At 57.3% G+C, this 15,252-nt stretch carries 11 protein-coding genes; 1 reads left to right on the forward strand and 10 read right to left on the reverse strand.

The genetic code is table 11. The features are described 5' to 3' along the window. Positions 1-44 precede the first annotated feature (44 nt). Positions 45-2,471 (forward strand): DUF3772 domain-containing protein, encoded by a 2,427-nt coding sequence (locus EDF78_RS15565; protein ID WP_133823428.1) that lies wholly within the window; start codon positions 45-47, stop codon positions 2,469-2,471. Between the two features lie 176 nt (positions 2,472-2,647). Here EDF78_RS15565 and EDF78_RS15570 read toward each other — a convergent pair whose 3' ends face one another. The 10 genes from EDF78_RS15570 to EDF78_RS15610 form a co-directional block, all read right to left on the reverse strand. Then, positions 2,648-5,782: an efflux RND transporter permease subunit gene (locus tag EDF78_RS15570; protein WP_133823429.1), complete on the reverse strand. Its 3,135-nt coding sequence runs from the start codon at positions 5,780-5,782 to the stop codon at positions 2,648-2,650. Further along, complete coding sequence (locus tag EDF78_RS15575; RefSeq protein WP_133823430.1) at positions 5,779-7,023, reverse strand: efflux RND transporter periplasmic adaptor subunit; 1,245 nt, start codon at positions 7,021-7,023, stop codon at positions 5,779-5,781. Before EDF78_RS15575 ends, EDF78_RS15570 begins: the two co-directional genes overlap by 4 nt. Then, the gene (locus tag EDF78_RS15580) at positions 7,023-8,276 is read right to left on the reverse strand and encodes a TolC family protein (protein ID WP_133823431.1); all 1,254 of its coding nucleotides are present in this window, start codon (positions 8,274-8,276) and stop codon (positions 7,023-7,025) included. Before EDF78_RS15580 ends, EDF78_RS15575 begins: the two co-directional genes overlap by 1 nt. Positions 8,277-8,290: 14 nt before the next feature. After that, entirely contained in the window at positions 8,291-8,551 is a 261-nt protein-coding gene (locus EDF78_RS15585; RefSeq protein ID WP_243839460.1) for a copper-binding protein, read from the reverse strand. Between the two features lie 187 nt (positions 8,552-8,738). Beyond that, positions 8,739-9,158, reverse strand: a complete 420-nt coding sequence (locus tag EDF78_RS15590) for a hypothetical protein (RefSeq protein ID WP_133823433.1) — start codon at positions 9,156-9,158, stop codon at positions 8,739-8,741. Between the two features lie 177 nt (positions 9,159-9,335). Further along, positions 9,336-10,343, reverse strand: a complete 1,008-nt coding sequence (corA, locus tag EDF78_RS15595) for a magnesium/cobalt transporter CorA (protein WP_131693363.1) — start codon at positions 10,341-10,343, stop codon at positions 9,336-9,338. Between the two features lie 134 nt (positions 10,344-10,477). Further along, the gene (locus EDF78_RS25970; protein ID WP_279586827.1) at positions 10,478-10,603 is read right to left on the reverse strand and encodes a hypothetical protein; all 126 of its coding nucleotides are present in this window, start codon (positions 10,601-10,603) and stop codon (positions 10,478-10,480) included. 56 nt (positions 10,604-10,659) lie between these two features. Next, a complete protein-coding gene (locus EDF78_RS15600; protein ID WP_133823434.1) occupies positions 10,660-12,342 on the reverse strand; it encodes an efflux transporter outer membrane subunit in 1,683 nt (560 codons plus the stop codon). Then, positions 12,326-13,894, reverse strand: coding sequence for a DHA2 family efflux MFS transporter permease subunit (locus EDF78_RS15605; protein ID WP_095921767.1), 1,569 nt, complete (start codon positions 13,892-13,894; stop codon positions 12,326-12,328). The genes EDF78_RS15600 and EDF78_RS15605 overlap by 17 nt, the downstream gene beginning before the upstream one ends. Continuing rightward, entirely contained in the window at positions 13,891-15,081 is a 1,191-nt protein-coding gene (locus EDF78_RS15610; RefSeq protein ID WP_095921768.1) for an HlyD family secretion protein, read from the reverse strand. Before EDF78_RS15610 ends, EDF78_RS15605 begins: the two co-directional genes overlap by 4 nt. Positions 15,082-15,252 lie beyond the last annotated feature (171 nt).

Raw genomic sequence — 15,252 nt, forward strand, 5'->3', positions numbered from 1 at the left:
ATTTTTAAAACACTAATTTCCCGAACTCCCGGAAACCTCCTTCTATGCAAAAAATGTTAAGAGTGCCGTTGTTGCTGGCATTATTGTCATGTCTGCTGATAACGCCTGCGCTGAGTCAGGCGGATGAAAGTACAGGTCAGCCTGACACGACAGAACAACCGGTTAAAGTTAATGCCACGACGGCCTTACCGGCATTGCAGAAACGTCTCGACCAGCTGAAACAGCAGGTATCCTCGGCAAAAACCGACAAAAAATTTACCGGTCTGACGGATGCCGCGCAGAAACTGTCGGAAGAAGCCGACAAGCTGGCCGCCGCGCTGACGCCTCAGCTTGCGCAGGTTCAGGCGCAGCTCGATGTGCTGGGGCCAGCCCCCGCGCCGGGCACGCTGACCGAAACGCCGCAGGTGATCAGCCAGCGTAATAAGCTCAACAACAACAAGACGCTGCTCACCACGCAAATCGAGCAAAGCAAAGCCATCGCCGTCGGCGCGCAAAACCTGTCGTCGCAAATCTCCGGATTGCGCCGTGACGCGCTGAAAACCCAGATTGCGCTGAACACCGGCAGCATTCTTGGCGGTAATTTCTGGTCGCCGCTGATCACGCCAAACGACAACGACGCGGCGCGGTTTGAGGAGTTCGGTTCACAAGTCAGTGATGCCTGGAGTCAGGCGTGGAGCGAAGACTGGCGCATCGGCACCGGCATTTATCTGCTGCTGGCGCTGGTGATTGGTCTGTTCGGTCGCCGTGTGCTGGACAAACCGATGAACTGGATCCTGCCGCGCTGGTTGCCGCAGGGGCGTTTCCGCCGCAGCTTCCTGGCCTGTTTCACCACGCTGAGCACCACCTTTACGCTCGGCATCAGCGTGCAGCTGCTGGGCTACATTTTTACCCGCCTGCCGGATACCTCGCCGTGGGTGAATGAATTTGCCGAACAGCTGGTTGAACTGACCTATTTCAGCGCAGTGATCGCCGGTCTCGGTATCGCCTTGCTTTCCAATAATCACCCGTCATGGCGTCTGCCGGGCATCGCCGATCCGCTGGCAAAAACGCTGGCATCCTTCCCGGTTCTGCTGGCGGGCTTTATTTTCCTGTTCGGTATTGTCGAACAGCTGAACAATCTGGTCGGAGCCAGCGTTTCCGCCACCCTGTTTGGTAACGGATTAGCGGCCCTGCTGGTTGCGCTCAATTGCCTGATTGCTCCGGTGCGCATAAACCGCATGCGCCGTAAAATGAAGGCGGAGGGCGAGCAGACCGAAGCCCGTTCCACGCTGGCCGGGCTGATTCACCTGGTGATCAGCCTGACGGCGTTCGTGATCCTGATGGCGCTGCTGATTGGTTATATTCCGCTGGCGCGCTTTGTGACCTTCGAACTGCTGTGGATTGGACTGGTGGTCAGTTGCCTGTATCTGCTGATTCACTTCGTCGTTGACCTGTGTGAAAGCGTGTTTGCGCCGGCGACCCACAGTGGCAAAATCCTCAAAAGCACGCTGAGCGTCAATGACCGCCATTTATCGCTGGCCGCGACGCTATTCTCGGCGATCGGTAAAACCGCGCTGTTACTGATGGCTGCCGTGGCGCTGCTCAACGGCACTTTCGGAACCACCACGCCGCTGGAACTGCTGGCAAAAATCATCGACATCTGGGGCGGAAAGGGCCTCGAAAGCATGAACATCATTCCGGCACATGCCGTGAATGCGGTGCTGTGTCTGGTGGTCGGCTGGTATATTTTACGTTCCGCACGCCGCTGGCTGGATAACGATTTCCTGCCAAAAACCATGATGGATCGCGGTATGCGCGCCTCGCTGGTGACGCTGTTCACCAACGTCGGTTACGTGCTGGTGATCCTGCTGACGCTGTCGTCGCTGGGCATCGAGTGGAACAAACTGGCGTGGATCGTCAGCGCCTTGTCGGTCGGTATCGGTTTCGGCTTGCAGGAGATAGTGAAGAACTTTATCTCCGGCCTGATCCTGCTGACGGAGCGTCCGGTGAAAGTGGGCGATTTGATCAGCATCAGCGGTGTGGAAGGGGATATCCGTCGTATCAACGTCCGCGCAACGGAAATTCAGCTGGGTGACAAATCGACGGTGATTGTGCCGAACTCACAGCTGATTTCGCAGAACGTCCGCAACGCCACCATGGGGAATGCGCAGGGCGTGGCAACCATCACCCTGACGTTCCCGCTGGACATCGACCCCGAGCAGGTCCGCACATTATTGCTGGAAGCCTACAACCTGCATGAATCCATTCTGGAAGCGCCTGCGCCGTCGGTCAGTTTTAAAGAACTCGGCCCGACCGGGATCGTGCTGAGCGTCACCGGTTACGTCAACAGCCCGCGTATGGTCAGCGCCACACGCAGTGACTTGCTGTACGAAATCCTCAAAATGCTGCGCGCAGCGGGGATCAGTCTGAGCCAGACACAGACGATGATTCTGGAGAAACCGGGGGAGAGGGGGATTCCGGTAGCGGAGTAAAACCCAAAGAATAATCCGGTCGGCTCTCTCCCCTGCGAAGGGGAGGGTTGGGGTGGGGTATTAAAGGAAAATCAATAGGTTGAAGTGTGCTTTGACCCGGTGTCAGCCCTTAAAACCCCCTCCCGTCCTCCCCCTTCGCAGGGGGAGGAGCAAAGCAACCCCCATTCTGCTTTTCCTTAACCCGTTTTGTTTCTTCGCCTCCGATGCATCAGCAAATACACCACCGGGATCACCACCATCGACAATAACGGGGCGCTCACCATGCCGCCGATCATCGGTGCGGCGATGCGCTGCATCACTTCCGAACCGGTTCCGCCGCCCCACATGATCGGCAGCAAACCCGCCATAATGGTGGCGACCGTCATGGCTTTCGGACGCACGCGCAGCACCGCGCCGTGATGTATGGCGTCGCACAGTTCGGCTTCACTCAGCGCATCACCGGTTTTCTGCTGGCGCTGTACGGCCTGATTCAGATACAGCACCATGATCACCCCGAATTCGGCGGCGACACCGGCGAGGGCGATAAATCCGACGGCGGCAGCGACCGACAGATTGTAGCTGAGTAAATACAACAGCCAGACGCCGCCGGTCAGGGCGAACGGCAGGGTCGCCATGATCAGCAATGCGTCGCGCACGTTGCTGAACGTGACGTACAGCAGCACGAAGATGATCATCAATGTCACCGGCAGCACGATTTTCAGTTTTGCCGTGGCGCGTTCGAGATATTCGAATTGCCCCGACCAGCTCACCGTGACGCCTTCCGGTAATGTCACCTGCTGATTCACCGCCTGCTGCATGTCTTCGACGGCAGATTTCAAATCCCGGCCGCGCAAATCCACATAGATCCAGTCCGAGAGGCGGGCGTTTTCGCTTTTCAGCATCGGCGGGCCGTCAGTGATGTTGACGGAAGCCAGCGCCGACAGTGGCACCTGCGCACCGGAAGCGGTCAGCACCGGTAAATCGCGCAGCGCCTGCACGTTGTCACGCAATTCACGCGGATAGCGCAGGTTGATCGGATAACGCTCGCGGCCTTCCAGCGTTTCGCCGATATTTTCCCCGCCGACCAGCGTCGAGACCAATGATTGCAGTTCAGCAACCGTGACACCGTAACGTGCAGCTTCACGCCGGTTGATATCAATATCAACATAACGGCCGCCTTCCAGCCTTTCGGCCAGCGCCGAAGTGACGCCGGGAACCTGCCTGACGATGTGCTCAATCTGTTGCGCCACCTGCCCGATCTGCGCAATGTTATTACCGTTCACCTTGATACCGACCGGGCTTTTGATGCCGGTCGCCAGCATGTCGAGACGGTTGCGGATCGGTGGCACCCAGACGTTGGCGATGCCCGGTAATTTCACCGCGTTATCCAGCTCCGTCACCAGTTTGTCCGGCGTCATGCCTGACCGCCACTGGTCACGGGGTTTAAAACGGATCGTGGTTTCGATCATGGTCAGCGGCGCGGGGTCGGTGGCGCTGTCGGCGCGTCCGGCCTTGCCAAACACGCTGGCGACTTCCGGCACGGTTTTGATCAGCCGGTCCGTCTGTTGCAGTAACCGCGAGGCTTCACGGGCGGAAATGCCGGGCAGCGTCGAGGGCATATACAGCAGGTCGCCTTCATCCAGCGGCGGCATAAATTCACTGCCGAGTTTTGCCAGCGGATACAACGACACCAGCAGAAACAGACCGCTGAACACCAGCGTGGTTTTCGGGCGTTTCAGGACCGCGGACAGAACCGGCTGATAGGCGGCGATCAGCCAGCGGTTGATCGGGCTGGCGTTCTCGTCAGGGATTTTGCCGCGAATAAAATACCCCATCAGCACCGGTACCAGCGTGATACCCAGTCCGGCAGACACCGCCATCGCATAGGTTTTGGTGAATGCCAGCGGTGAGAACATCCGGCCTTCCTGCGCTTCCAGTGAAAACACCGGAATAAACGACAGGGTGATGATCAGCAGGCTGCAAAACAGCGCCGGACCGACTTCCGTGGCGGCGCGCTCAGACACCTTCCAGTAATCCGCTGAAGCAGGCTGCTGGCCGGGATGATCATGCCGCCATTGCTCCAGCACTTTGTGCATATTCTCGATCATCACAATCGCCGCATCGACCATTGCGCCGATGGCAATCGCGATACCGCCGAGGGACATGATATTGGCGCTGACCCCCTGATAATGCATGACGATAAACGCCCCGAGAATACCGAGCGGCAGGGTGATGATGGCCACCAGCGCCGAGCGGAAGTGGAACAGAAACAGCGCGCAGACCACCGCCACCACCACGAATTCTTCCAGCAGTTTATGCGACAGGGTGTCGACCGCGTTCTCAATCAGCGGCTGGCGATCGTAAACCGGCACGATTTCCACGCCTGCGGGCAGCGTGCGGGCGAGGGCATTCAGCCGCGCTTTCACCGCCTTCAGGGTTTCCAGCGCATTTTTGCCGGAACGCATCACAATCACGCCGCCCGCCACTTCACCTTCGCCGTTCAGTTCCGCCACGCCACGGCGCAGTTCGGGGCCGGTGCGCACGGTCGCCACATCCGCCAGCAATACCGGAATACCGCTGTTAACCGTCACCACCACATTGTTGAAATCCGCCAGACTGCTTAGATAGCCCGAGGTGCGCACCATGTATTCGGCTTCGCCCATTTCCAGTAATGAACCACTGCTTTCCTGATTGGCGCTTTGTAAGGCGCTGACTACCTGCTGATGCGTCACGCCACGGGCGCGCATCCGCTGCGGATCGGCGACCACCTGATACTGGCGCACCATCCCGCCGAGACTTGCCACTTCGGAGACATTTGGCACGGTTTTCAGGTCATAACGCAGCGTCCAGTCCTGCAGGGCGCGCAGTTGCTCCAGACTGTGTTTACCGGTTTTGTCAGTCAGCGCATATTCATAAATCCAGCCGACACCGGTGGCATCCGGCCCCAGCGAGGCTTTGGCACCGGCAGGCAATGAGGATTGCACCTGACTCAGGTATTCCAGCACACGCGAGCGCGCCCAGTACGGGTCAGTGCCGTCGTCGAACAGCACGTAAACATAGGCATCGCCGAACATGGAAAAGCCGCGCACGGTTTTTGCGCCCGGCACCGACAGCAGGGTGGTGGTCAGCGGATAGGTCACCTGATCTTCAATGATTTGTGGCGCCTTGCCCGGATAACTCACGCGCACGATCACCTGCACATCGGAGAGATCCGGCAGGGCATCCAGCGGGGCTTTTTGCAATGACCAGATGCCCCAGCCCGCCATCATCAGCGCGGCGAGTAACACCAGCAGCCGGTTCTTCAGCGACCAGCGGATCACGGCGGCAATCATAAATCACCTCCGTGCTGATGCGCGTACGGTTGCGGGGCTTCGGTGGCAGGAAGCGCACTGCGCAGGCTGGCTTCCGAGTCGATCAGGAACTGGCCGGAGGTGACTACAGACTGACCTTCCTCAAGACCGGAAAGTACCTGCGTCCAGCCATCGCGCGTCACGCCGGAGATCACCGCCTGCGGGGTGAAATGTCCGTTGCCGTCGTCGAGCAGGACGGTATTGCGGCTGCCGGTCTGGATCAGCGCTTCCTGCGGGATCGCCAGTACCGGTTTCTGCGTACTGATATCTGGCGAGAGATTCAGGTACATGCCGGGACGCAGTTTTTGCTGCGGATTATCCATCACCACGCGGGCTTTCAGCGTGCGGCTGACGGCATCCACGTCCGGCAGTAATTCGCTGACCGTGCCGTGAAACACCTCGCCCGGCTGGCTGTCCGTGCTGGCGGTGACTTTGCTGCCGGTGTGGATCTGGCTGGCGGCGGAAGGCGGATAATCCATCACCATCCATACCTGTTTCAGGCTGGTCAGTTCGAACAGCGGCTGCGTGGCGCTGACCTGTGCCCCTTCGCTCACGGAAAGCTGACTGAGATAACCGTCTTCCGGTGCGAGCACATCGGTGCGGGTTTGCGGCTGGCCGGTTTTATCGACGCGGCGCAGAACGTCTTCCGGCATAAACTGCAACGCCAGACGCTGACGGGCGGCAGCGGTCAGGCTGCGGTCGCCCAGCTGACGCACCGCCAGATATTCCTGCTGCGCGGCAGTCCAGTCGGGTATCCACAGGGTGGCCAGTTTCTGACCTTTTTTCACCTGCTGCTGGCTGGCGGCCACATACAGTTTTTCCACCAGTCCGTTCGCCCGCGCGGCGACAGTGCGCAGGCTGCGCTCATCGGCGCTGACCGTGCCGTAAACATTCAGCGGCGCGGAAATCATCCGCATCTGCACCTTTTCACTGCGCATACCGAGATTTTGCTGCTGACGGGCGCTGACCGTCACACCGCCATCGTCCGCCACTTCATCGGCGTAGCGCGGCATCAGATCCATATCCATAAACGGTGATTTGCCGGGCTTATCGAAACGCTGATCCGGCGTCATCGGGTCGTACCAGTAAAGCACTTTGCGTTCTGCGGGCGTGGCGGAAGCGGATGGTGCGTCGGGCTGGCTGTGGCGTCCGGCAGTAAATCCGGCAGCAAGCGCGATAAGCACGGACGCGGCGAGCAGGCCGCAGGTTTTAGCGGAAGTCATTAATTCATCTCCACAGGGGCAAGATAACGCAGGGCGACCCAATAGCGGGCGACCTCAAGGGCGGCATTACGTTCGGCAATCTGGCTGTCGATAAGATCACGGCGGGCGCTGAGCACCTCATTCAGGCTGCTTTTCCCGGCGCGATACTGCGCCTGAACGACGCTGATGCGCTGTTGCTGTAACGGCAGCACGTCGTTTTTCTGCCGCTGCCACACTGTGCTGGCCGCGCGATATTGCGCCAGCAAGCTGGTCAGCTGTGCCTGATGATCGCGGACAAGCTGCGCCAGCCGGTCATTGCTTTCCATCGCCATTGACTGATCGGCGGCATGATCTTTGTCCTGGCGTGAGGCGGTGAACAGAGGCAAATCGACGGTGAACATCACACCTGCCAGATCCTCATAACTGTCGGCGCGGTGGGCGTAATAGACTTCCACGCCGACATCCGGCAGGGCGGCAATGGCCGACTGTGACGATTTTGCCAGCGCGACATCGGCTTCCCGCCGCGCCTGAATAATTTCAGGATGCTGCTCGACACTGGCGGCTTCAGTCGCCTGAGCCGGAAGCGCGCTGATTTCCGGTATCGCTCCGTGAATGTCGGGCTGATCAATACCGGTCAGCTGGCTTAAACGGGTGCGCGCCAGCAGCACATCCCGTTCAGCGGCGGTGAGTTTATCCTGCATGCCGGCAAGCGTCAGCCGGGCATCCAGCACCGAGGCGGGCAGCGAACTGCCGCTGCTGACCGCGCCGCGCTGTACGTCAATCTGCCGCTGACTTTCATCCACCAGTGTGTGCAACTGTGTGACGGTTTGTTCACCCGTCGCCAGTTCCATCCACGCCAGCGCGGTGTCCCGTTGCAATCGCGCCCGGATACTCTGGCGGGTGGCTGCCACCTGACGGGATTCCGCCCGCAGCGTGTCAGCTTTGCGCTGGCGTTTATCGCTGCTGACGTAATCCTGCATGATGCCGATACGTTCCATGGTCATGCCTTCGCGGCTGAACCGGTCGGTATTGCCGCCGCTGACCGGCAGGTTTTCGATACCAAATTTCAGCTTCGGATCGGGCAACTGCATGGCCGATTCGGCGCGGTTATCCAGCGCGTTTATCTGATGACGACTGGCCGAAAGCTCTGCGGAATAATCCTGCGCGGCGACCAGTGCCTGTGGCAGGGAAACAGGTGTGGCAAAGGCGCTGACCGGCATAAAAGCCAGCAGCCATTGCCACGTCACTCGGCGGTGACGCGGTAAATCAAACATGATGGCGCTCCCTGTCAGCGATTCAGCGGTGTCAGTGTCTGTAACTGATACGCGGTGTCAGTTTTGACAAAGCTGAAAGCGACCGGTGTCCCGGCGGGCAGGGCGTTGGCGGTGATCTGCGGCGGCAGACGGAAATTCATGGTCATGGCCGGCCATTTCAGCGCAGGAATGGCGTGATGGGAAATACCGACACGGTCAGACTGCCATTGGGTGATCACACCTTCGGAGGTATAGATCTGCGCATTTTGCTGCATCGCGTTATGATCGTGATCCATTGGCATCGCATCGGCAAAAGAATAAGCGGAAATAAAGAAAAGACTAAACAAAGTTAAATTTAAAATAGCACGCATGGGAATAACTCCAATACTGTCATCAGATAAAAGATTGCCATTGTTCAGAAAATAAATGGCTAATTCATTTCATTGAATAATGAGTGCAGAAAAACACTCAGGACAGCAGGGGCTATTCTCTGTATCGGCAGAACTGAACTTCAGCGGGAGGGGCGGTTACCGGCGGCGCGACCCAGTCTGCAGTGGTGACGGCGATGCTGGCATCGACAGTGATCATCGCCAGGGTCGGCACGACGGGCAGCGCCAGCAGCGGGACAGAACCGCCGTCAGACGAGGTTCTTTCCGGCACGCAATGCTTTTCACACAGCACCGACTGACTCTGCATATGCTCAGGAGAATCAGGCATTTGCATGGTCATGTTATGCGCCATCGCGGTGTTTTCCACCGGCGGGCGCATGTCGCACTGATGGCTGGCGAGGGCGATTTGCGAGTTGAGGATCAGCCAGCATAACGCGAACAGCAACGCACTGACCCGCTTGCCGGGCAAGCGCAGTGAATGCATAAACTGTGAAATCGCGAAACGGACTGACATGTTAATGATTATTTCCAAAGGAAAGATGCGGATGAGTATATAAGCAAATAACACACAGAGGAAAGGAGAAACAGAATAACTCAGGATTTAAATTGTCAGGATAATTAAAGAACGCGAATAACAGCGGCTTCTGTTATTCGCATGTTAATTAAAGTGCGGCTTCCGGTGATAATATATTTACAACCAGCCAGAATTTTTCAGTTTCCAGTATAACCATCCGCAACCGATGACGGTGACACCGAGCGTAACCGGATATCCCCACCAGTCATCCAGTTCCGGCATATTTTTAAAGTTCATGCCGTACAGGCTGAAAATCACCGTCGGGATCGCCAGAATCGCCCCCCAGCCCGCCAGCCGCTGCACCACTTCGTTCTGATGCACCGACACCAGCGCCAGATTGACGTGCATGGCGTTCGATAACATTTCCCGCATATCGTCCGTGGTGCGGATCACCTGATTAGCGTGGTCCTGCACATCGCGAATATACGCCCGCAGGCTTTTCGGCATCAGTTCTTCATAATGGTGGCTGAGCTGGTTACAGATATCTTCCATCGGCACCGCCGCGTTGCGCAGCGACAGCAAATCGCGCCGCAGACTGTAGACATGCTGAACGGCCTGCTGATTGAAGGTGTTCTGGAACATCTGTTTCTCGATGGCATCAAACTGTTCGGTGTACTGATGCAGAATTTCCAGATAATTATCGACGATGGAATCGAGCACGCAATACAGCGCATAACCCGGCCCTTTATTCATCATTTCCGGGCGCTCTTCGGCGTGTTTACGGATGGCTTTATAACTCGACGACGCGCCGTGGCGGATAGTAATCAGGAAGTTTTTGCCGAGAAACATGTGCGTTTCACCGTACTCAATGGTGTCGTTCACCTTTTGCGCGGTGTGTGTGACGATAAACAACGACTCGCCGTACTGCTCGATTTTTGGCCGCTGATGGGCGGTCAGTGCATCTTCAATCGCCAGATCGTGCAGACCGAATTCTTCCTGAATGCTGCGCATATACGCATCTTCCGGCTGCCACAGCCCGAGCCAGACAAAGGTTTCCGGCTCTTTCAGCACTTCGCTGATGTCTTCGACGGTCACATCCTGCAAACGCTTACCGTCGCGGTAAGCCACGCTGTTGATCACTGAATCACAGCTGGGTTTTTTATCTTCGTTGGAAATGGAGTTCATTGTTTTACCCGATTGTTATTCAGACAAAAATCCTGCCCGCAGGCAGGATGATTTCAGTGTCTGAACAGAATAGCGCAGTCTGATAAAAAGCGCTGACCGGGGATCTTAAAAGAGTGTTTCAGAAAAAAACGGCTTCAGCCGTCGGTGGAACGGCTGACCGCTTCCCACGCATCTATACCGGCGTTCATCTGGTGCAGCTTTTCCCGCACAGGGTCGAAACCGGCGTCGTGACCAGTGAACGTCCACAGTGCGCGTACCATAGAATGTCCTGCCCCGGTCACGCCTTCAGACTTTATTTCTTCGCATTAAATCGCGATTAAGGCGTTATGCCAGAGGTGGTTTTGACTTTTACCTCCGGCGTGGCTGCCGGGCCAAACACGGTGTAGGTCGGTAATTCTACGTTCTGATACGGTTCCCAGCCGCCGCCCAGGGCTTTGTACAGCGACACCAGATCGGTGCTGGTTTTCACTTTTGCTTCGGCTGATTGCTGATGCGCCTGTGCCAGCTGGCGCTGGGCATCGAGCACGTTGATGAACGTAGACAGCCCCTGACGGTAACTGTCGCTGGCCAGATCAAAGGCGGTCTGCAAGGCTTCGGTGGTCTGATCTAATCCGCTGACCTGATCCTGATCGGTGCGGTAATTCACCAGCGCATTATCCACATCCTGAAGCGCCGTCAGCACGGTCTGGCGATAGTTGAGCGCGGCATTGGCCTGTTGTGCGCGGGAAAGGTGCACGCTGGAGACCAGACGTCCGCCCTGGAAAATCGGCAGGGAAATCTGCGGGCCGAAGGAGTAAAAGTGGCTGCTCCAGTTATCGAGATAACTGACGTCGGTATTACGCATACCAAACTGGCCGGTGAGCGAAATACTCGGGAACATCTGCGCGACGGACACACCGATATTCGCGGTGGCGGCATGGAGATCGGCTTCGGCTTTGCGCACATCCGGACGACGGCGCGCCAGCTGTGACGGTACGCCGACCGGCACGGCAGCGGGCAGGGCAGGCATCGGTTTCACGGCCGAAAGTTCCGCATCCAGCGAGCCTGGCGTCTGACCGAGCAATACTGCCAGCCCGTTCATCGCCTGACGTTCCTGCGCCTGATATTGCGGTAACTGGGCGCGCAGGGAACCTAACTGCGCACGGGCATTTTCGACATCAAGCTGCGGCGACAACCCGTTTTGCTGACGGTTCTGTGTCAGGTCTAACGTTTGCTGTGCGACGTCGATTTGTGTCTGAATTGCCGCCGTCACGCTTTGCGCCCCGCGCAGTTGCAGATAGGCGCGGGCGACTTCCGCTTCCAGCGAAACCAGGGCATCGTTGCGTTGTTCGATGGAGGATTGTGTCTGCGCATTGGCGGCTTCGACCTGACGCCGCGTGCCGCCGAACAAATCCAGCTCCCAGCTGGCATCGAAACTCCCCTGATACAAATTCACCGGTCGCGTGGCCGCGCCGATAGCGCCGGAGGCTTCCGGGCCGAGATCGTCAAGTTGCTGCGACGCGCCGCTGGAATCCAGAATACCTTTCAGCCCGAGCTGCTGGCGGGTCATTTTCGCGCTGCCCTGCACCGACGGCAGCCACGCGCCTTCGGCCTGTTTCACCTGTTCGCGGGCACCGGCAATGCGCAGCACCGCCTGTTGCAGGGAGATATTCCCGGCAATCGCGCGGCTGATCAGGCTGTCGAGTTGCGGATCGTTAAAGGCTTTCCACCACAACGGATTGGGTTCCGAGGGCAGGGCGATTGACGCGCCGTCTTTGTCTTTCGGCTGCGTCATATCGTTATACGTCGTCGGTGTCACCGGATTCGGCTTCTGGTAGTCCGGGCCAACCGAGCATGCCGCTAATACCAGCGTTAAGGTCGAGAGTGTCAGGAATCGGGTGCCTGAATGTAAAACCCCCTCCCGGCCTCCGCCTTCGCAGGGGGAGGAGCAGGACGGTATCACTGATGGCTGAATTCTCAGAGTAGAGCTTTTCTTGTTCAACTTAATGTGCTCCGGCATTACCTTCGCTCTTAACCGGCGAAAGCAGAAAACAAAACGGGATCAAAATAATGGCGACGATGGCGCAGTAACCGAATACGTCGATGTAAGCCAGAATGCGCGACTGGGAAATCATTTCCTGATACATCCGCACCGTCGCCAGTTGCATCGGGTCGCCGACCACGTGGGCAAAATCACGGATCGCTTCGGCACTTTTGCTGACCGCCTGATTAAACTGTTCATTGAGCGGCGACATGTTGTGCGCCATATGCGCGCTGTGTGCCTGCGTCCGCTCGGTGACACCGGCTGTCGCCAGCGAAATACCAATCGACCCCGCGACGTTACGGAACATGGTAAACAGCGCGGCGGCGTCGGCGTTCATTTTTTGCGGGATGGTAATAAACGCGATGGTGGTCAGCGGCACAAACAGGAAACCCAGCCCGATCGACTGCGCACTGCGGTACAGCACCAGCGTTTCAAAATCGACATTCGGGGTCAGCGTCGCCGAATAGATAAACGAGGCCGCCAGCAGGAAGAAACCGAACGCAATGATGTAACGGGTCTGTACCACAGGCATCAGTTTCAGCACCAACGGGATCGACAGCACGATCAGTATCGCCCCCGGCGACATCACCAGCCCCGACAGCGTGGCGGTGTAACCCAGTTGCTGCTGCGCCAGTTGCGGGATCACCACTGAGCTGCCGTACAGAATCATCGCCATACCGGCCATCAGTAAGCCCGCGACGGCAAAGTTTTTATCCTTCATACAGCGCAAATCGACCACCGGCTTTTTGGCGTACAGCAGCCAGTAAATCGCCCCGACAATCCCCGTTGCGGCCAGTACGGCGAAGGTGACAATAAAGCCGGATTTAAACCAGTCATCATCCTCGCCGCGGTCCATCATTACCTGTAAGCAACCCAAACCCAGTGCAATCAGGCCGATGCCAATGTAATCGATGCTGAGTTTGCCTTTGGCCTTGCGCTCCCACGGCGGATCTTCCAGCAGCTGATAAATCGCCAGCAGGGCGATAATGCCGACCGGAATGTTGATCAGGAATACCCAGCGCCAGCTGAAGTTATCAGTGATGTAACCGCCGAGCGTCGGGCCGACCACCGGCGCGACGATAATGGCAATCGAAGACAGACCAAACGCCTTGCCGCGATCTTCCGGTTTAAAGTAATCGAGCAATACCGATTGCTGGATTGGTTGCAAACCGCCGCCGAAAAAGCCCTGCAAAATGCGGAACAGAATCATCTGCCACAGTTCGGTGGCGATCCCGCACAGGAAGGAGCACACGGTGAACATGCCGATACAAATCAGGAAGTAGGTTTTACGCCCCATCACGCGGCTGAGAAACGCTGAAATGGGCAGCACGATACCGTTCGCCACCAGATAGGAGGTCAGCACCCAGGTGGATTCGTCATAACTGGAAGACAGCGATCCGGCGACGTGCGGCAGCGCCACGTTAACGATGGTGGTGTCCAGAATCTCCATGAACACCGCAATGGTTACGACGGCGGCAACTGCCCACGGATTGGCCTTGGGTTTCCAGTAGCTGCGATCTTCATTCATTCGACGGTCACCGTCGGTTCAACAGACAGCCCCAGCGGCAGGTGGTGATTCTCATCCAGCCCGCTGTCGATGACGATTTTCACCGGCACGCGCTGCACGATTTTCACGTAGTTACCGGTGGCGTTTTCAGCCGGGAAGGCCGAGAAGCGCGAGCCGGTGCCTTGCTGGATACTGTCCACATGGCCCTGAAGTTTGATGTCCGGGAAGGCATCCACGGTGATTTCTACTTTGTTGCCCGGACGCATACGTTCGAGCTGGGATTCTTTATAGTTCGCGGCGATCCAGATATCTTTCGATACCACCGAGAACAGCGAAGTCCCTGCCTGCACCAGCGTGCCGACCTGCACATTACGTTTAGTGACATAGCCGTCGAACGGCGCGCGCACCTGCGCATAGGACAGATTGAGCGTCGCTGTTTCCAGCTGGGCTTTCGCCTGTTCCACCTGTTGCTGACGGGCTTCGACGTTGGTTTCGGCCTGACGGATATTCAGCTGCACCTGTGCGGCAACCTGCACCTGCGCTTTGGCGTTTTCCAGATCAGCCGTTGCAGAACGCACCTGCGCATTGGACGTATCAATATTTTGTTGTGTGGTGGCACGCGGGTCTACGCCGCGCTGACGGCGGAAATCGGCGGTGGCATTCAGCAGGTTTGCTTCAGCACGGGTCTGCTGAGCTTTCGCCTGCGCAAGCTGCGCCGGATATTGTACTTTCGCCAGATCATATTGCGCCTGCGCCTGATGTAACTGAGCGACGGCCAGACCGAGTTGCGCCTGCGCCTGATCGCGCTGCGCTGTGGCATCACGCGGGTCGATTTCAACCAGCAAATCGCCTTTCTTCACAAACTGGTTATCTTTCACCGCCAGACTGGTGACGTAACCGGCGATTTTCGGCGCAATGGTCACGGCATCGCCTTCGGTAAAGGCATCGTCGGTGCTGACCTGATCTTTGGTCATCAGCCACCACACCAGCGCCACCACCACCATGATCACCACGACAATTCCGAGGATGATCAACGGCTTTTTGCCGGGGCCTTTACGCTTTTCATCGTTATCCTGATTGCTGTTGTCCGGATCTTTCTGGTCTTTCGGATCCTGTTTGTGACCTTCTCCTGATTTGACCTGGCTGGAATCGTGTTCGGTATTGGCGTCAGCGGACGCCGAAGACTGTGTTTTGTTATCGTTTGTCATAGTGCTCTTCTGGTTATCAGCGGCCACGCGCCGGAACAAAGAAATCTTGTTTTAAGCTAGAACGTATTGATGTAAATGCAAGTAAATCCATGTCAATTAACCTTAAGGATGGCACGAAGATCCAAACCATAGGGAACGTCTTAAAAGTGGGAAATGGGTTATAATGCTGGG

The organism is Rahnella sp. BIGb0236 (assembly GCF_004364755.1).
In the GTDB taxonomy this organism is placed as follows: domain Bacteria; phylum Pseudomonadota; class Gammaproteobacteria; order Enterobacterales; family Enterobacteriaceae; genus Rahnella; species Rahnella victoriana.